Genomic DNA, 18,611 nt, shown 5'->3' with positions numbered 1-18,611 from the left:
ATTCACTGAATGAAATGACACTCATTTGGCAGCTGTAAATTAAATATTTTAGAAAGAAAAAAAGGATGACCGAAGCCATCCTTTTTCACCGAGCTACGACTTATTTTACGCCGTGAACAGCCAGGTAGTTTTTAATGACAGTATTGAACTCATCTGCTTTTTCAACTTGAGACCAGTGGCCACATTGGCTGAAAATATGTGCATCAGCATTTGGCACGATGTTCAGGATGTCCCAAGTACGAGAAACCGGAATGACCACGTCTTGAGTACCATGAATCAATAATACAGGTACAGTGATGTCTTTCATTTTTTCGAAGTCTAACGGGAATTCGAAACGGTCACGGTCACGTGCGCCCACTACATCCATCAAACGATTTGATGCATAGTCATTTGCAGCAGAAGCAAAACGTACTTTCACCAGTTCGTCAGTGATCAGATCTTTGTTCACGACAAACATAGAAAGTGTTTTCTTAATACCTTCTTCAGTCAGTACAGGGTTTGCATGCGCTTTAAGTGCAGCAGTCTGTTTTGCACCGCCGGTACCCATAGATACAATACCTAAAACACGCTCTGGATAATCCAGTGCCAATTGGAATGCCAACCAGCCACCTAAAGAGTTACCTACCAACCAGGTTTTTTCAATGCCAAGAGCATCTAGAGTACGGATCGCGTGATCAACCCAGGCACGGATACCATAAGCAGTACCTGGTGCAACCACAGTTTGACCATAACCAATGGTATCGATTGCGATACAACGTGCTTGTTCACCAATTGCAGGCAGGTTTAACCACCAGTTTGCAGCAGCAGACACACCCGTACCTGAACCGTGCAGGAACAGAATAGGCGTACCTTCACCAATTTCATGGTAGTGAGTCAACTCACCTTCTGCAGTTTCAATCCATTTGTCTTCTAAGCCGAAGAAAGGATCTGTTTTATAATCAGGGATTTGAACAGTGCTCATCATGATTCCTCTTACAGTTTCTTGCTTGCGTGTTCCTCGATGACGAGAATTCGACGTCAAGTTGACTCATTAAAAATGATCTTTTTACCGTCTTATATTAACCGCTCTACTGTCTTCAACTGATATAAAATTACGATTGCATACTACAAAAAATATATTATTTAAGTATTTGTTTTAATTAATTATTTTAAATTTAAAACCCTGTTTAATTTAAGGCTTTGATTAAGTTCTTAACTCAAAAAAAAGCAGTCAGAATACTGACTGCCCTTAAAATGCGCTTAACTTAGAATTTATGGGTATAAGTCGTCGCTACGCGGTATTCTTGAAGATCTGGTTTAGTAGGATTAGCAAAATTCACATCGATATACATCGCTTGAATGCCTAATCCTTTTAACTTACCCTCTGGAACAGTGTAATTCGCAATCAGATTTAACTCATCAGTATTAAAGTTTTGATCACCTGATTGAGCATCATAACCTTTGAAATAAACTGCAGTCGCATTTAAGCCTTTGGCACCCATTTCAGAGAAGTCATAGCCATAAGAAATATTCCATGACTTTTCTTCTGGTGCAGTAAAGGTTGCAACGCCCCAGTTCACCAGATAAGGCTGCGGCACCCAGCCGCCGAGTGATGGAAATGCAGTATCACCAAACATTTGCTGATAACCCAGACCTACGGTATGCGCACCATGATTAAGTTTTGCCCCTACTGACAATGCCTGATTATCAATATCACCATACAGTTTGTCACCTGAATCTGAGTTATCAAAATAACGCACATGGCTATCTAATTTGGTTTTTTCGCCTAGCGCAGTTTTGTAATTCACACCCAAGTAATGCTGTTGGTAGATGTCTTGAACATCTGCATACCAGTAGCTACCACCAATTTCAGGCGTGAACTGGTGATCTACACCGGCAATCCACATACCATCAGATTCAGGACCTAAGTCATAATGACCTTGTGTACCATCAGGTAAAGTTCTACCTGGAGAAAATAAAGCTAAATCACGGAACTGATTGTCGTAACGATTATTAATTTTATCAATATAAGCCAAAGTCAGTTTGGTATCTTTAATCTCTTTAGATTCTAACCATGCACCGCTATAAGTAGTGATGAGCTGACGAGATGGATCAAATACTAGCACTGGAGATACAGGCAATAACTCACCCACTTTCAGCTCAGTCTCAGAAACTTTAGCTTTTAAGGTTGCGCCAACTTTACCAAAATGATCTTTAGATTCTTTACCATCGTGAGGCAACACCCAATCCGGATTTTGATCACGGCCTTTGAGTTTAACTGCATGTTGAACCAGAACATCTGCACCAACCTGCACCCCACCACCAATATCGTGATAGCCTGACTTCGCATCCAAAGTCACACCTTGTGACCAAGAACCCCAATTACGTGAAGAAAAATCATCTTGATACTGACGATCTAGATAAAAGTTTTTAAATTTAAGCTGGACATTACTATCGTCAATAAAATCTGCATTCGCTGCAGTTGTTCCTAAACTTGCTGTTGCAGCAAGCATTGCTATCCATAAGTTTTGACGACGCATGGCTTATTCCTAGTAATCAAATTAAGCTATGCCGCTATCATGCTCAACTCTAGTTTTTTTAAAAATCCGACTACAGTATTAAAATTTTTCTATTAATCTCTATAGATAGAATAAGTATGCTGAAATTTGAAAAAGACTTATATTTATAAACAATTAACTAAAATAAAAAATTAACCAGATAATCAATATAAATCCATGTTTTCTATTATATAAACAGCTATTATTTTTTTATTATTTAAAAATAACTTTTTATTTATCGTTTTTATGTTTAAGGAAATGTGCGTGATTATTTTCTTAAAATAAATAGTAATAATTAAAATATCTTATTCTATCGTTTTAATATCTTATTCATTTTATTCAAATAAATAAAAAAGCGCCCTTTCGGACGCTTTTTTTAAAATTTAGCTTTTAACTATTAAGCTTGAAGCTCTTTCGCTTTAGACATAGTCAATGCCAAATCTTCAATCATATCTTCCTGACCACCAACGGTGCCACGACGACCAAGCTCAAGCAGAATTTCACGAGCAGATACGCCATATTTTGCTTCAGCACGTTTAGCGAACAATAGGAATGAAGAGTAAACACCTGCATAACCCAGAGTTGCAGCATCACGGTCAGCACGGATCTGATGAGTCATCATTGGAATGATCAGATCTTCTGCAACGTCTTGTACTTTAAACAGGTCAACACCAGTTTCCATTTGCATACGGTTTGCAACCGCAACAAACAGTTCAAGTGGAGTATTACCTGCACCAGCACCTAGACCAGCTGATGCCAAGTCAACACGTGTTGCACCTGCTTGCACTGCTGAAACAGAGTTCGCAACACCCATACCTAGGTTATGGTGACCATGGAAACCGATTTCGATGTCTGAACCTAAGTTAGCACGTAAAATACCAACACGGTCAGTCACGTCTTGCGGCAGCATATAACCTGCAGAGTCAGTTACATAGATACAGTTGGCGCCGTAAGACACCATTTTTTGCGCTTCTTCAAGCAGTTTTTCTGGAGAAGCCATGTGTGCCATCATCAGGAAGCCCACAGTATCCATACCCAGTTTACGAGCAGCAGTAATGTGCTGTTCAGAAACGTCTGCTTCAGTAGAGTGAGTTGCAACACGGATGGTTGCTACACCTACATCATGCGCCATTTTCAGGTGATCAACCGTACCAATACCAGGAAGTAACAGCGCAGATACTTTTGCTTGTTTCAGGTTTGGAATAACCGCTTTCAGGTATTCTTCATCAGTTGCAGCTGCGAAACCGTAGTTCACAGAGTTACCGCCAAGGCCGTCACCGTGTGTTACCTCGATTAAAGGTACACCTGCATCATCCAGCGCAGTTGCAATCGCAACCATTTGCTCAGGTGTAGTTTGATGGCGCATTGGATGCATACCATCACGTAAAGTCATATCATTAATAATAATCTTAGACATGAAGGTGCTCCTTAAGCTTCAACTGCATTTAAAACACGTTCTGCAAACATCTCTGCGGTACGTGCAGCTGCTGCAGTCATAATGTCGAGGTTACCTGCATATTTCGGCAGGAAGTCACCCAGACCTTCAACTTCAAGGAAGATCGATACGCGGTTGCCATCAAATACTGGACCATTGACCAGTTTGTAACCTGGTACGTATTTTTGAACCTCGAGGATCATCGCATGTACAGATTCAGTGATCGCTGCCTGATCTGGCTCACCTTCTACTAGACAGTGAACAGTATCACGCATCATCAGTGGTGGCTCAGCCGGGTTAATGATGATGATCGCTTTACCTTGTTTCGCACCACCGACTTTCTCAATTGCACCAGCAGTAGTACGCGTGAATTCGTCGATGTTTTTACGTGTACCAGGACCAACTGATTTAGTAGATACAGTCGCAATGATTTCGCCATAGTTCACAGGCTGAACGCGAGAAATCGCAGCCACCATCGGAATAGTCGCCTGACCGCCACAAGTTACCATGTTTACGTTTGGCACTTCACCTTGTTCAAGCAATGCTTCAAGGTTTACTGGTGGTACGCAGTAAGGACCGATTGCAGCTGGTGTTAAGTCAATCATTAACACGCCAAGCTCGTTCAGCTTACGGCTGTTTTCAGCATGTACATAAGCAGAAGTTGCATCGAAGGCGATTTTGATGTCATCTTCAACTACGTGAGGCAGCAAACCGTCTACGCCTTCAGCAGTGGTTTTTAAACCCATTTTTGCTGCACGTGCTAGACCTTCAGAAGTTGGGTCAATCCCCACCATCCATACTGGTTCTAACCATTCGCTGCGTTGCAGTTTATAAAGCAAATCAGTACCAATATTACCTGGACCGATCAATGCACATTTAATCTTTTTCATGAATGTACTCTCTTGTATTCCCTTATTCAGCAGCAAAAGCAGCTGTTACTGAACCAAAGCCTTCAATTTCAACTTTGAATTCGTCGCCAGGCTGAGCCACGACCATTGGACCTAAAGCACCAGTCAAAATAATGTCGCCTTTTAATAATGGACGGCCACGGCGTACCATTTCATCTGCCAGCCATACCGCAGCATTTAACGGGTTTGCCAGACATGCTTTACCCACGCCTTGAGAAACGATTTCGTCGCCACGTGTCATGACCATCTTGCAGTTCACAAGATCAAGGTTTTCCAGTTTGACCGGCTTAGAGCCCAGAACGAATGCAGCAGAAGATGCGTTATCAGCTACGGTATCAATCAGGCTGATTTTCCAGTTTTCGATGCGGCTATCGACCACTTCTACAGCAGGAAGTGCATAGTCAGTTGCACTAATGATGTCTGCATAAGTGTGTTTTGCTTTAGTCAGATCTTCTTTGATGACCAATGCGATTTCAGCTTCAACTTTCGGTTGAATCAGCAAACCTGCAGGGATTGCTTCACCATCGCCATAGGCCATGTCGGCAAACAACATACCGAAGTCAGGCTGATCTACGCCAAGCTGTGCTTGAACCACTTTCGATGTCAAACCAATTTTACGACCTACCAGACGGCGACCTTCCGCCAGAGCACGCTCGGTATTTACTTCCTGAACGGCATAGGCAATATCTACGTCAGCACTTTCACCACCAAGTTCCGGGCGAATCGGTGCGATCGCAGTTTTTGAGAGTTCAGCAGTACGTAATGCTTGTGCAACTGATTCAACAACAGCAGAATTCGACATCAATGTTTCCTTAAACTGCAAAAATGAGGCTTATGCCGAGAACTAAGACAAGCAAAATGTTCTGACCTGATCATTTCGATCATTCCAATAAACAATTGCGCCTAGTACGGGCATATGAATAAACAGTTTTAGGATGGGAAAAATACGACGTGAATGCCAATAGTTATTTTATTTTTTGCAATAGCTATTATCTATAAATTAAATTTATAAAAATCAATTAAAAACATAATCTTATAATTATGAATTAAGTTATATCCAACTAAATAACTCAACAATCATGACAGAACAAAACCACTGTAATCACAACTTTAGACTAAAAGATAAGATCAGTTGTTCAAATCTACCGCATTGATCCGCATCTTCTATTTCAGAAAATGCCGGATCTTGAAGAATGACTAAGATACTGAATTAAATCGCTTCCTTCCATTGGACTTTAGCCAATAAAAAGTCATGCAAACTGCTGACATCCTTTACAATCGACAGTGGATTAAACTGTGCCAAAGTTTCCGGTGTATGTACGCCATAAGTCACACCTACACTTGGCATGGCAATGTTCATCGCCATTTCCAGATCATAAGAAGTGTCACCGACCATAATCGCTTCATGCGCATTGACACCAGTTTCAGCCAGAATTTCAGCCAGCATTAAAGGATCCGGCTTCGAGCGGGTTTCACTGGCAGCACGAGTGGCATGGAATAGTTCCAGACTATTCGTTTGTTTTAGTACCCGGTCTAAACCTTTACGACTTTTACCTGTCGCCACTGCCAGTTTGATGCCTTCATCCTTTAATGCATAGAGCATTTCAGATATGCCTTCAAACCACGCATCTTCAACAGAGTTCGCCACATAATGATCTGAATAGGCCTGCAAAATATCCGCATGTAATTCTGGCACAGTTGGGAATAGTCGCTGTGCGACTTCTGGTAAACCTAGGCCAATAATGCTTTTCGCATCTGCATCAGTCAGCGGTTGCTGAAACTGCTGCGCAGCAAACTGCAGGCTCGACACGATCTGCCCCACTGAATCAAATAAAGTGCCATCCCAATCAAAAATGACCAGTTTTACAGGTGAATTCATATAAGGTTCCTAGTATTTGATTCAGTGTCTTTAAGCCCTCTCCTTCTAGGAGAGGGTTTGGGAGAGGTGAGTTAAATTAATTCCCCACCACAATTAACATCAGTGAGCAGCTGTTTTCGTATAGGTATTATCTACTTTTCAAGGATGAAAAGTAGCAAAAATCCTTTGTTACTCTGATGGCACGTCCCTGTACCACAGAGTAACAGCGACATCCATGTCGCCCTTCATTGATTTAGAAATTGTCTTGAATCATCTCTAATAAAGAGGGAAATTTCTCCCACTCAAGTAAAGCAAGATAAGACTCATTAAAAAGCTAAAAATTACTCGTCATCTTCCGTAGGTATTACCACCTTATCCGCCTTTTGCGCACGAAGCTGAGCTACAAGACTCTGCATATCTTCAGGCAAAGGCGCTTCAATCGTCGGATAACCCGGAATTTCTAAGCGCATCGCATGCAGACATAAACGACGTGGTTTTGGTCCACGATATTCAGTCTCGTGACCATATTTCTCATCACCCACTAACGGATGACCAATGCTGAGACCATGTACACGAATCTGATGGGTACGACCAGACAATGGAGAAGCATACACCAGTGTCGCATGCATAAAACGCTCTGCCACATTCCACTGGGTTTTAGACTCTTTGCCTTCTTTAGAGACACGGACACGGCGCTCACCATTAGAAAGTTCATAACGATGCAAAGGTGCATCAATGAGTTGCTTATCTAGCGTTACCTGCCCTTTCACGACAGCGGCATAAGTTTTTTTAATCTTATGTTCACGTAATAAATCTTGTAGCGTTTTTAAGGTACTGCGCTTTTTCGAGATCATCACCAGACCCGATGTGTCACGGTCAATACGGTGAATCAATTCCAGGTATTTTTTACCTGTTGCAGCACGTAGGCCTTCAATCAGGCCATACGCCACACCGCTACCGCCATGCACAGCAATACCCGATGGTTTATTGACAACCATCAAGCCTTCATCTTCATATACCACACGTGACAGAAGACCTTGAGCCACCTTGTCCGAAATCGGCGCTTCTGATTCATCTTTTTGTTCATAACGGATGGGTGCCACACGAATCTGGTCGCCAATCGCCAGTTTGGTTTCGGCCTTAATACGTTTTTTATTGACGCGAACCTGTCCTTCACGAATCAGACGATAAATCCGACTTTTAGGCACCCCTTTCAGACGACTGAACAAGAAATTATCGATTCGCTGTCCATCTTGATGTTCATCCACTTCAAACCAAGTGACGCTTTGCCATTGTTGTGTAGAATTCATACAGTTACTATGACCCAAAAAATACTAAAATTGATTAAAAAATGATCACTTAGGTTATGCTTTACACAAGAAACATAAGCTTAGCCCATAGGCAGATGATGCAAGGTTTGATATAGTCAGCGCACGGAAACCATCGTTTGTGAGTAAAAGTTGAAGCATTTCAGATTTCTCTGAACTTGATTATTCAATTAAAGACTCACATGATACGGGAAGGTCCCAAAAGAATTATGCCGACGCCGAAGGCTTATTATATCGGCAAACAAAGCAAACTGTTGCGTTTAATTGTACCTCAGGTACATAAATCAGTTTGTCTGAAAAAATATGTCGCCAACCTAGTTGGTTTTTAAACGTAAACTGATACACATCAGATTAGTCGCACCCTGAAGACGACTTCAGGCTACAGCGTTTGATGCATTGGATCTGCACAGTTTGTAAAGATACGACGACAATTCCGTATCAAGACACTTTCTATAAAGAAGGGATGATCTTCGAGCAATGTGACAGTGAAAGTTACTCACATCTAATGCACCGCTTGTCCGCCAGTGAAACGTTCAGGTGACTTTAATCGTTTAAAGATTGAAGCCGTATTGCCATCATCAATACGTGAATCAAAATACCGAAGCTGATCTATATTCAAGTAGACGCCGGGAATAAAAGACTCAGACCACAATGCCAAGCATTGGAGATCTGGGCCATTGATCCGTGATGTGTGATGTTCGCTACGTGAATAGCGATTTTTTGCTGTGTATCACTATAAGGTGTTACACCCATGAAACGTATGTTGATTAATGCAACACATGCCGAAGAAATTCGCGTTGCACTTGTCACTGGTCAGCGTCTTTACGATTTCGATTTAGAGAATCGTACCCGTGAACAAAAAAAATCTAATATCTATAAAGGTCACGTGACTCGCGTTGAACCTTCTTTAGAAGCTGTATTCGTTGAATACGGCGCAGGTCGCCAAGGCTTCCTGTCTATGCGTGAAATCGCAAACTCTTATTACAAAGCCGATCCTCGCCAAACTTCAAATATCCGTGAGCTGATTACTGAAGGTACTGAACTTCTGGTTCAGGTGGAAAAAGAAGAGCGCGGCAATAAAGGCGCTGCCCTTTCTACTTTCATTTCACTTGCTGGTCGTTATCTGGTTCTGATGCCAAACAACCCGAAAGGTGGCGGTATCAGCCGTCAGATTTCTGGTTCAGTACGTGAAGAACTGAAAGAAATGCTGGCCTCTTTAAATGTGCCACGTGGTATGAGCGTCATTGTTCGTACAGCAGGCATTGGCCGTTCTCAAGAAGAATTACAGCTTGATCTGCAACATTTACTAGACCTTTGGGCACAAATCCAAAGCACTGCAAATTCAGGTCCATCACCTATGCTGGTCCATCAGGAAGCAGGTGTGGTAACTCGTGCGATCCGTGATTACCTGCGTGATGATGTAGCAGAAATCCTGATTGACTCTGAGCAAGCCTATAACGAAGCTTATAACTTCGTTAAAGCAGTAATGCCGCTTCAGTTAGACAAACTGAAAACTTATACATTGAATGAGCCTTTGTTTGCGCATTTCGGTATCGAAAGCCAAATTCAAACTGCTTATGAACGTGAAGTAAAACTGCCTTCAGGCGGTTCGATCGTGATCGATCAAACTGAAGCTTTAGTTTCAATCGACATTAACTCGGCAAAATCAACTCGCGGTCAGGACGTTGAAGATACAGCGTTAAATACCAACCTTGAAGCCGCTGAAGAAATTGCTCGCCAATTACGTTTACGTGATATCGGTGGCTTAGTTGTCATCGACTTCATCGACATGACCAAAGACCGCAACCAGCGTATGGTAGAAGCGAAACTGCGTGAAGCAACTCAAAGCGACCGCGCACGTATCCAGTTCGGCCAACTGTCTCGTTTCGGCCTGATGGAAATGAGCCGTCAACGTCTGCGTCCATCGCTTGAAGAAGCAACTGGTTATGTCTGCCCACGCTGTCATGGTACCGGTATGGTACGTGACCTGCGTTCTCTATCACTTTCAATTATGCGTAAAGTGGAAGAAATCGCACTACGTGAACGTCATGGTGAAGTTCAGGTTGAAGTACCGGTAGAAATTGCGGCGTTCATGCTCAATGAAAAACGTCACAGCCTGGTATATCTGGAACAAACTTCAAATACACGTGTGACTGTACTTCCACATCCACACTTGGAAACACCTCACTACGAAATTTCGTATAATCCTGAAGGTTTCGCACCGACAAGTTACGAGCGTACTGAAGCAACCCGTTCAAGCGAAAAAGAACTGGGCTATGAGTCTTCTGAGTGGCATTTAGAAGAAGAACATACGCATACCGCTGCACCAGCACCTGCTCAGCAGCAAAACAACGGCAAAAACAATAAACGCCGCAATAACCAGAATCAGCAAAACGTACAGCAAGCACCTGCTGCACAACAGGCACCTGCTCAAGTTGCCGCACCTGCTGCCAGCCCATGTGCATGGTTAGAAAACCTGTTTGTACAAAAACAGGCAACTACTGTTGATCAATCTCGCACAGCGAACAATGCTGCTGCTGCTATTGAACAGATGGTGAATGGCGGTGCAGTGAGCCGTGGCCAGTTCGGCCAGGTTGCTCCTGTAACACCAGCAGTATCCGCACAGCCAACAGCTGTTGCAGCACCAGCAACTACCGGCAATGCTTATCTGGCGCCATCGACTGTAGTCCATAAACCAGAGCGTGATCAGTCTGAAAAAGCTGAACGTGAAGAGAAATCACAGCGTCATAACAAGAAAGCACGTAGCAACAAGCACAAAGAGCCACGTGAACAGGCGCAGTCTGATAATGCATCACAACATCAGGTGCATGAAGAAGTGGTTCAGGTTTCTCGTCAGGAACAACGTCAGGAAGCGCGTGAAAACAAACGCAACTCTCGCCGTCAGCACCACAATGAGTCTGCACAGCAAAGCGACACTCACGGCAATGAGCAACAGCAAAACGTGCCACGTCGTGACCGTCGCAACCAGCAACGTCCAGAACGTCCAAATCGCCACCGCGATCCAAGTGTTCTAAATGAACAAGCTGCACCTCAAGCACCTGCTGCCGTTGAAGCGCCAGCAGTCAATGAAAAGCAAGTTCGTGTGGAACTGGTCGATGCTCCTCGTAAAGAAGTGATGCCAACAGCAATGGTGGTAAATATTGACGAGGCGAAAAGCGAAATTGTGGCATTGAATGACACTGCTCCAGTCGCAAAACCTGCTGTTGAAGTGACTGCCCCTGCCGATGCTCCTGTAGAAGCACCAGCTGCGGAAGAGTTCCTGGCTGAAGTGACTGCATCTGCTCCTGCAGAGAAAACGCCTGAAGCTCAGTCATCATCAAAACAGCGTGCCAGCAATGACCCACGTCAACGTCGTCGCGACCGTCGTGCTGCACAAGGCCAACAGGCGAAAACTCAGCAATTGACACCATCACAGGTGCCAACACTTGGCCAATACACTATTGGTAGCCTGATTCGCCATGTTTATGGTGAAGACTGTTCAGTCCTGATTGAACAGTTCGGTCTGTTACCAACATTTAACCGTGCATTGCAAAAGTTCACGCAGGAATATAATGCGACTTTAGCAACGGTTTCGACCGCGGCCACAGAGAAAAAACCTGTAACTCGCGATGTAGAAGTCAGCAAAGCGCAACCTGAAGCAGAACCTGCACCTGTGCTGGATTTAACTCCGCCTGCACCGGTTTCAGAGAAACGTGTGGCGAATGATCCACGTGAGCGTCGCCGTCTTGCTAAACTGGCTGCCGAGCAAGCGTTACAGCAGGCAAAACAGCAAGCACAAGCTGAAGCAGAATCTACTGCGGTTGAACCTGTTCCAGAAGCAACGGCTCCAGCAGAAGAAGCAAAAGCTGAAAGTGCTGAAGCTGCACCTGCTGAAGCTCCAGTAGCCGCAGTGGAAAGTGCTGATACAACTGAAGCCACTCAAACTCCTGAACCAGCTGCTGAAGCGCCTGTAGAAACTGCGAAAGCTGAACAGGCTCCAGCTGAAGAAGTCACTGAAACGACTACAGCTGAAGCAACTCCAGCAGAAAACGAAGCTGCACCTACCGAAACTCCGGAAGCCGATAAAGCTGAAGAAGCTGTAGCAAAAGCTGAAAAACCGGCTGCCCGCCCACGTCGTCCACGTGGCCGTCCACCGAAAAAACCCAATACTGCAACTGAGTCATAATTCGCCCAATTGCAGTTAACTAAAAAACCTAGTCATTTCGGTGGCTAGGTTTTTTTTGCTAGATTTTGTCAGAATAGGTTGATTACTCTAGTTTCAACACGCTAAAAGATGGCTATCATCCGTTTATTGCATATAAATTAAACGCATTGGATACGAAAAATAATAGGACGCCCATGACCCAGACGAACCAACCCGATCTTATTGGCATTGCAGATGTCGCAGCCAAAATCCCTGCCTTCATCAGTAAGGTCCCTAATCTGCTGAACGGACTGCGACAGGCTTATTTACGTACTCCCAATACGCCCGCAGGCCTGGGTTTAGCTTTTGAAAAAGCAACACAGCGTAATTCTGAAGGTATTGCATTACGTTTTGAGGATCAGTCCTATACCTATGCTCACCTAAATGGCTGGGCGAACCAGATCGCACATTTCTACCTCTCTCTCGGTGCACAGAAAGGTGATGTGGTGGCCGTGATGGTCGAGAACCGTCCGGAGTTCATTGCCAGTGTGATTGGCCTGGCCAAGCTGGGCATCACGATTGCACTCGTGAATACTTCTCAGGTCGGCAAAGTCCTGACACATAGTATTAATCTGGTGAAACCGATTGCGGTCATTGTCGGTGAAGAGTGTCGTGCTGCTATTGATGAAATCCGTCATGATCTTAATATTCCCGCTGACCGTTTTCACTGGTTTGCCGATCAGAATACGCAAGAAAATCCCGGACAGGCACCTGAAGGTTTTATCAACCTGGCAGAGCAGATTGACCAGTTCCCGAAATTCAATACACCGACTACGCATTCGGTACAGGGTAAAGACGGCCTGTTCTATATCTATACTTCAGGCACCACTGGCTTACCTAAAGCTGTGGTCTTTACCAATAGCCGCTGGACACTCGCCTATGGCACCTATGGCCATGTCCTGAACCTGAATAAAGATGATGTGATGTACTGCACCCTGCCGCTTTATCATGCGACAGGTATTGTGGTGTGCTGGTGTGGGGTGATTGCCGGAAGCAGTACTTTTGCCATCCGCCGTAAATTCTCCACCTCTTCCTTCTGGAAAGATGTCAAAAAGTTTGATGCTTCTGCGATTGGTTATGTCGGTGAACTTTGCCGCTACCTGATGGATGCCCCACCGTCTGAACTGGAAAAAGGCCATCGTGTCACCAAGATGATTGGTAATGGCATGCGCCCGAATATCTGGGATAAATTCAAATCCCGTTTTGGCATCAAGGAGGTACTGGAACTGTATGCCTCAAGTGAAGGTAATGTCGGTTTCAGCAATGTCTTTAACTTTGACAATACTGTCGGTTTCTCACCAACACCTTATGCCATTATCGAATTTGATAAAGATAAAAATGAGCCTGTGCGTGATGCCAAAGGTCGCTGCAAACGGGTAAAAAAAGGTGAAACCGGTTTATTGATTGGTAAAATTACCCGCCGCTCCCCTTTCGATGGTTATACCGATCCGGAAAAGAACAAGGCAGTCATCATGCATGACGTGTTCAGTAAAGGTGATTCCTACTTCAATACCGGCGATCTGGTACGTAATATCGGTTTCCGTCATGCCCAGTTTGTCGATCGTCTCGGTGATACCTTCCGCTGGAAAGGTGAAAATGTTTCAACGACTGAAGTCGAAAACATGCTGACCGAGTATGACAAAATTATCGAAGCTGTGGTTTATGGCGTAGAAATTCCGAATACCAATGGCCGTGCCGGTATGGCTGCGATTACCCTGCAACCGGGAAGCACCCTGGATGAGCAAGACCTGAAAAATATGGTCAGCACCTTTAAACGCTGCCTGCCTGCATATGCAGTTCCAGTTTTTCTACGCATTCAAAAGCAGGTAGAAACGACCGGTACCTTCAAATATCAGAAAAACAAACTGAAAGAACAGGCTTTTGACCCAAACAAAACCGATGAACGCTTGCTGGTTTTATTGCCAGGCAGCGATGCGTATTGTGAGCTGACTCAAGAAATTTTTGAGAACATTCAAGCCTATCAATATCGTTTCTAAGTGCTGAAGTTGCCTATTTTTTGTTTAGATAAAGCAGAATTGTTGTATTTATAATCAAACATAGGCAACTTTGTTATTTTTTACTTGCGCTGCAATGAGATCTTGCTACAATACGCTCCATCAAACAAAGTGGTGCTTTCAGAACTCTTTAGTTTCTTTTGCACTGCACAATTAAGCCTTGCTTGATTGTTGGTTCAGGGCCGTTAGCTCAGTTGGTAGAGCAGTGGACTTTTAATCCATTGGTCCCGCGTTCGAGTCGCGGACGGCCCACCATTAAATTTGATATCCCCTGATGGGCCGTTAGCTCAGTTGGTAGAGCAGTGGACTTTTAATCCATTGGTCCCGCGTTCGAGTCGCGGACGGCCCACCATCATTTCTAAAATCTCTTTTTAGAAACTTCAATCAAAGCTACTTTGATTACCCGAATGGGCCGTTAGCTCAGTTGGTAGAGCAGTGGACTTTTAATCCATTGGTCCCGCGTTCGAGTCGCGGACGGCCCACCATTCTCCCCTCTATATTTATTTCTTCTTTCAATATTCTTATAATATTTCCTATATTATTCAGTTCATTCTTTTTATTTAAGCGCAATTCATCCTGACAATTTTAGAATCGCCATTTCCATTTACTCTGTTTTAAATTCTTTAGAAACTCTATTGCTTTTATTCAGTGATCTTAAATTCAGAATCTTTGACCAGCTCATACGCTTTAGAAGGTGCAGGATAACCCTGATCAAATAACTGCTGGTTTGCCCGTTCTTTTTCGTCATAAATTTTTTCCAGATTCATGACCAGATGGGTTGGGCTTTTAATTGTATAATAGAATTTTGCCCCCTCTTTACGGTCCACGATCAGTTCAGTTTGTTCCGGATTAATCGTCCAGCGGTCCTTACGATAGGTCACATTGCTTTCGGTCTGAACTCGTCTGGAATTATTCACAAAGACTTTGCCATAATGCACGATACTGCGATGCACTGTACCATCTGGCAATAAAGTCAAAATAAACACCGATTTCCCTTCCGTACAAGGTGCAAACCGTCCGTCACAATCAATCTGGGTAAGATAACGCCCGACATAGCTTTTGGCATAATCCGGTACAGGTTTAGGATCGACATTTGGTTCTACAGGCAATGCATTATAGGTTGCAGTCTGGGTGAGCGATTTAGCATTACGGGTGTCATAACTTTCATTGGCGGCGGAGATGACTACGCCATCTTGTGCCAAAGTTTTCGTAGTATCAGGTAAGGGTTTGCTTTGATGGTCATCACAGGCAATCAGTCCTGCAACACTTCCCAGCACAAATCCAAGCCGGCATAAACCACTTAAATGATGCGATACATTCGATTTCATTTTAAAAATATACCTGAAGGGGTGCACATCTATATAGGCAGACGACTCACTGAAAACTTATAAGTTTTAATAATGAATTCAATGGAATTTTTATGATCTTAGTGATTTTTTAAGGATTATTTAATCTCCCGTAACATTACTTAACGAATTTATTTTCAATAGATACTTTAAAAATTTAGATAAAACTCCATTCTTATAAATATGAGTCATTTTTTAGACTCAATCTTATTTTTTCTATCAGGAGACTTGGATGGCCAATGTTGGTTTATATCGCTCTAACCGCTCAAACATGATTGCAGGTGTAATGGGTGGTATTGCTGAACGTTTTGGTTGGAACGCAAATTTATTACGCTTGATCTTCGTGATTATTTCGGTCATGAGTGCTGCTTTCCCGGGTATCTTAGTTTATCTGGTTCTATGGTTAGTGATGCCAAAAAAGAATTCTATGCCTGATTATGCTGCGAGCAGAACTGATTATGAACGTCCTGTGCGTACCGTGAATCAGGATAAAGACTACCGATAAAATCGTTTCCTCTTTCACCTAAATATTCATATGGTGAAATTTTTATGCCACGGTCCTTCCCCCAAAAGATCGTGGTTTTTTTTGTCTGATTTTTAGGTTTTGGTCTTATTACCATTTTATGCTTTACCCTGCTCGCCTATTCAGGATAAGTTGATACTTTCTACTTGAAATGGATTTCAGATGACGCAGGCAGAATGGATTGTACTTTGGCTGTGTGCGATCGCGGCATTACTGCATGGAGTCAGTGGTTTTGGCTTTCCTATGCTGAGTACGGCTGCCCTATCCAGTGAATATGCCTTAAGTACAGCAGTCACCCTGGTGATTCTCCCCTGCCTGTTATTGAACCTTTGGATGCTCAATAGCGATCCAAAACATAGCTTGTTGCAGAGCATTTGCTATTATGTCTCACGCTATTGGCCACTCATGTTAAGCAGCTTGGTCGGTAGTGTGCTGGGGGTCAAATTACTCATCTGGATCAATGAAGGCTATCTTAAATTATTACTGGGTCTGGTGATTATTTTCTATGTACTGGATCAGTTACGCTCTACTCCGCTTCGGGTCAGTAGCAGTCAGCTCAGTATGCTAGGATTCGGTTTACTGGCCGGCATGATTGGAGGTGCAACCAATGCCATGGCACCCTTCCTGATGATGTATCTGCTTAGCTGTCAGCTCTCCAAAACTGATATCGTCATTATCAGTAATCTCAACTTTATTGCCAGCAAACTGGTGCAGTTGACCTTACTCTTCCCGATCCTCATTTCTTTACAAACCCATCAGCGACATATCCTGCTCGGAATCACGTTATTTGCACTCATCGGCGTCTGGCTGGGTGGAAAAATACGGCATCGACTTTCCCAGCAACATTTCAAATATCTGGTGCTGTTTTTTCTATTTGGACTGGGGATTTACGCACTTTGGCAAAGTGTGGGATTATTACAACACTCTACTATACTGTTTAAATAATATCTTTTTTAATCAAAACACATATTCACTTTTATAAGAATTTCAAAAACGCTTTTAAATAAAAAAGTTGAGCAAGGAGGTTGTATGAACGACCCTTTACGCACCCCGACTAATGCCATGCCAAAAGGAATTCGCAAAGGCTGGATTTTAATTGTGATCGCTGCCGTGATCTCTTATGGCTTGTATCATATTTTACCCTATGACGAAAATGCCAATAAGGGATTGGCCCTACTGACCTTTATCGCCATTCTATGGCTGACCGAAGCCCTGCATATTACGATTACAGCCCTACTCATACCGGTACTGGCGATTGTATTGAGTATGCCGATGGCAGATGGTGATGAACTGGTACCGATTAGCATGCAGGCAGCACTCGCTACCTTTGCCGATCCCGTGATTTTCCTGTTTTTTGGTGGTTTTGCTTTGGCTACGGCGCTGCATATCCAGAAACTGGACAAGAAGATTGCCACATGGATTATCTCGCTCTCCGGTGGACATCTCGGTGCTTCGGTACTGGCTATCTTTTTAGTAACTGCTGCCCTGTCGATGTGGATTTCCAATACCGCCACCGCAGCTATGATGTTGCCTCTGGCGCTGGGTTTACTTGCGCATCTGGATGTTGAAAAAGATCGTAAAACCTTTGTATTTATTCTGCTCGGGATTGCCTATTCAGCCAGTATTGGTGGCTTGGGCACCATCGTCGGTTCTCCACCGAATGCGATTGCAGCCAAAGCCCTCGGTTATGACTTCGCTGACTGGATGAAAGTCGGCCTACCAATGATGTTCATCATCCTGCCAGCAATGTTGATCAGTCTGTATCTGGTGCTGCGTCCAAAGCTGAATCATAAGGTGAATTTTGTCACCGAAAATATTCCCTGGACCACCACCCGTATTGCGACGATGGTGTTGTTCCTCTGTACGGCGATGGCCTGGATTTTCAGTAAAAAATTGACTGAAAATTTCGGTATTTCACAGCCTGATACCTGGATCGCGATTCTGGCAGCCTGTCTGGTGGTGATTCTGGGTACGGCTACATGGAAACAGGTTGCTGAAAATACCGATTGGGGCGTGCTCTATCTGTTTGGTGGCGGCTTGACCTTAAGTGCTGTCTTGAAGGATTCAGGCAGTTCTCTGGTTTTAGGTCAAACACTGGCAAATGCTTTCGGTGACTCCTCGCCTCTCGTAATTATCTTCGTTGTGGCAACCTTCATCATCTTCCTGACTGAATTTACCAGTAATACTGCCTCAGCTGCCTTACTGGTTCCGGTCTTTGCCGCCATTGCCGACCAGATGGGTATGCCTAAAGAGATTCTGGTGATTGTGATCGGGATTGGGGCTTCTTGTGCCTTCATGCTACCTGTGGCGACACCACCGAATGCGATTGTGTTTGGTACTGGCCATATTCAACAAAGTGAAATGATGAAAGTCGGCTTTGTCCTGAATATCATGTGTATTTTCTTGGTTTCCCTGTTTATTTACTGGTTCTTTATCTAAGTTTAAATAAATCCAGAT

13 protein-coding genes and 3 tRNA genes are annotated in these 18,611 nt (G+C 43.7%); 8 read left to right on the top strand and 8 right to left on the bottom strand.

Going from position 1 to position 18,611, the window contains the following annotated elements; translation table 11 throughout:
- Window positions 1–100 precede the first annotated feature (100 nt).
- From FTU01_RS00850 to FTU01_RS00820, 7 genes are all read right to left on the bottom strand, one after another.
- Entirely contained in the window at window positions 101–961 is an 861-nt protein-coding gene (locus tag FTU01_RS00850) for an alpha/beta fold hydrolase (protein WP_180137793.1), read from the bottom strand.
- 283 nt (window positions 962–1,244) lie between these two features.
- Entirely contained in the window at window positions 1,245–2,519 is a 1,275-nt protein-coding gene (locus tag FTU01_RS00845) for an OprD family outer membrane porin (protein WP_180104574.1), read from the bottom strand.
- Window positions 2,520–2,934: 415 nt separating this feature from the next.
- Complete coding sequence (dmpG, locus tag FTU01_RS00840; RefSeq protein WP_166138095.1) at window positions 2,935–3,954, bottom strand: 4-hydroxy-2-oxovalerate aldolase; 1,020 nt, start codon at window positions 3,952–3,954, stop codon at window positions 2,935–2,937.
- An 11-nt stretch (window positions 3,955–3,965) separates the two neighbouring features.
- Window positions 3,966–4,862: an acetaldehyde dehydrogenase (acetylating) gene (locus FTU01_RS00835; protein ID WP_004781810.1), complete on the bottom strand. Its 897-nt coding sequence runs from the start codon at window positions 4,860–4,862 to the stop codon at window positions 3,966–3,968.
- Window positions 4,863–4,884: 22 nt separating this feature from the next.
- Complete coding sequence (locus FTU01_RS00830; RefSeq protein WP_034169840.1) at window positions 4,885–5,682, bottom strand: 2-keto-4-pentenoate hydratase; 798 nt, start codon at window positions 5,680–5,682, stop codon at window positions 4,885–4,887.
- 408 nt (window positions 5,683–6,090) lie between these two features.
- Window positions 6,091–6,759, bottom strand: a complete 669-nt coding sequence (locus tag FTU01_RS00825; RefSeq protein WP_159123910.1) for an HAD-IA family hydrolase — start codon at window positions 6,757–6,759, stop codon at window positions 6,091–6,093.
- Between the two features lie 320 nt (window positions 6,760–7,079).
- Complete coding sequence (locus FTU01_RS00820; RefSeq protein ID WP_004781807.1) at window positions 7,080–8,048, bottom strand: RluA family pseudouridine synthase; 969 nt, start codon at window positions 8,046–8,048, stop codon at window positions 7,080–7,082.
- 769 nt (window positions 8,049–8,817) lie between these two features.
- Here FTU01_RS00820 and FTU01_RS00815 point away from each other — a divergent pair.
- From FTU01_RS00815 to FTU01_RS00795, 5 genes are all read left to right on the top strand, one after another.
- The gene (locus FTU01_RS00815; RefSeq protein ID WP_180137791.1) at window positions 8,818–12,252 is read left to right on the top strand and encodes an Rne/Rng family ribonuclease; all 3,435 of its coding nucleotides are present in this window, start codon (window positions 8,818–8,820) and stop codon (window positions 12,250–12,252) included.
- A 173-nt stretch (window positions 12,253–12,425) separates the two neighbouring features.
- Window positions 12,426–14,267, top strand: coding sequence for a long-chain-acyl-CoA synthetase (locus tag FTU01_RS00810; RefSeq protein ID WP_159123912.1), 1,842 nt, complete (start codon window positions 12,426–12,428; stop codon window positions 14,265–14,267).
- Window positions 14,268–14,464: 197 nt separating this feature from the next.
- Window positions 14,465–14,540, top strand: a tRNA-Lys gene (locus tag FTU01_RS00805).
- Between the two features lie 21 nt (window positions 14,541–14,561).
- Window positions 14,562–14,637: transfer RNA gene (locus tag FTU01_RS00800), tRNA-Lys, on the top strand.
- 57 nt (window positions 14,638–14,694) lie between these two features.
- Window positions 14,695–14,770 (top strand) — tRNA-Lys (locus FTU01_RS00795).
- A 156-nt stretch (window positions 14,771–14,926) separates the two neighbouring features.
- On the opposite strand, the gene FTU01_RS00790 is transcribed toward FTU01_RS00795, so the two are convergent.
- Window positions 14,927–15,613 (bottom strand): hypothetical protein, encoded by a 687-nt coding sequence (locus FTU01_RS00790; RefSeq protein WP_180053049.1) that lies wholly within the window; start codon window positions 15,611–15,613, stop codon window positions 14,927–14,929.
- Window positions 15,614–15,863: 250 nt separating this feature from the next.
- Between FTU01_RS00790 and FTU01_RS00785 the strand changes: the two genes are divergently transcribed.
- The 3 genes from FTU01_RS00785 to FTU01_RS00775 all read left to right on the top strand — a co-directional run bounded on the left by FTU01_RS00785 (window position 15,864) and on the right by FTU01_RS00775 (window position 18,593).
- Window positions 15,864–16,136, top strand: a complete 273-nt coding sequence (locus FTU01_RS00785) for a PspC domain-containing protein (protein ID WP_034169835.1) — start codon at window positions 15,864–15,866, stop codon at window positions 16,134–16,136.
- A gap of 180 nt (window positions 16,137–16,316) precedes the next feature.
- Window positions 16,317–17,099 carry a sulfite exporter TauE/SafE family protein gene (locus FTU01_RS00780; protein WP_159123914.1) on the top strand — a complete coding sequence of 261 codons (783 nt, stop codon included), beginning with the start codon at window positions 16,317–16,319 and terminating at the stop codon, window positions 17,097–17,099.
- Window positions 17,100–17,183: 84 nt separating this feature from the next.
- Entirely contained in the window at window positions 17,184–18,593 is a 1,410-nt protein-coding gene (locus FTU01_RS00775) for a DASS family sodium-coupled anion symporter (protein WP_180137788.1), read from the top strand.
- Window positions 18,594–18,611: the final 18 nt, after the last annotated feature.

Origin of the sequence: Acinetobacter sp. YH12043 (genome assembly GCF_013419915.1) — a bacterium.
Classification (GTDB): domain Bacteria; phylum Pseudomonadota; class Gammaproteobacteria; order Pseudomonadales; family Moraxellaceae; genus Acinetobacter.
This window is presented reverse-complemented; position numbering and strand designations above follow the sequence as displayed.

What these genes read in the sequence shown, in the direction of transcription:
- FTU01_RS00850 (WP_180137793.1), bottom strand. Translation starts at nt 961, where the DNA reads ATGAGCACTGTTCAAATCCCTGATTATAAAACAGATCCTTTCTTCGGC.
- FTU01_RS00845 (WP_180104574.1), bottom strand. Translation starts at nt 2,519, where the DNA reads ATGCGTCGTCAAAACTTATGGATAGCAATGCTTGCTGCAACAGCAAGT.
- dmpG (WP_166138095.1), bottom strand. Translation starts at nt 3,954, where the DNA reads ATGTCTAAGATTATTATTAATGATATGACTTTACGTGATGGTATGCAT.
- FTU01_RS00835 (WP_004781810.1), bottom strand. Translation starts at nt 4,862, where the DNA reads ATGAAAAAGATTAAATGTGCATTGATCGGTCCAGGTAATATTGGTACT.
- FTU01_RS00830 (WP_034169840.1), bottom strand. Translation starts at nt 5,682, where the DNA reads ATGTCGAATTCTGCTGTTGTTGAATCAGTTGCACAAGCATTACGTACT.
- FTU01_RS00825 (WP_159123910.1), bottom strand. Translation starts at nt 6,759, where the DNA reads ATGAATTCACCTGTAAAACTGGTCATTTTTGATTGGGATGGCACTTTA.
- FTU01_RS00820 (WP_004781807.1), bottom strand. Translation starts at nt 8,048, where the DNA reads ATGAATTCTACACAACAATGGCAAAGCGTCACTTGGTTTGAAGTGGAT.
- FTU01_RS00815 (WP_180137791.1), top strand. Translation starts at nt 8,818, where the DNA reads ATGAAACGTATGTTGATTAATGCAACACATGCCGAAGAAATTCGCGTT.
- FTU01_RS00810 (WP_159123912.1), top strand. Translation starts at nt 12,426, where the DNA reads ATGACCCAGACGAACCAACCCGATCTTATTGGCATTGCAGATGTCGCA.
- FTU01_RS00790 (WP_180053049.1), bottom strand. Translation starts at nt 15,613, where the DNA reads ATGAAATCGAATGTATCGCATCATTTAAGTGGTTTATGCCGGCTTGGA.
- FTU01_RS00785 (WP_034169835.1), top strand. Translation starts at nt 15,864, where the DNA reads ATGGCCAATGTTGGTTTATATCGCTCTAACCGCTCAAACATGATTGCA.
- FTU01_RS00780 (WP_159123914.1), top strand. Translation starts at nt 16,317, where the DNA reads ATGACGCAGGCAGAATGGATTGTACTTTGGCTGTGTGCGATCGCGGCA.
- FTU01_RS00775 (WP_180137788.1), top strand. Translation starts at nt 17,184, where the DNA reads ATGAACGACCCTTTACGCACCCCGACTAATGCCATGCCAAAAGGAATT.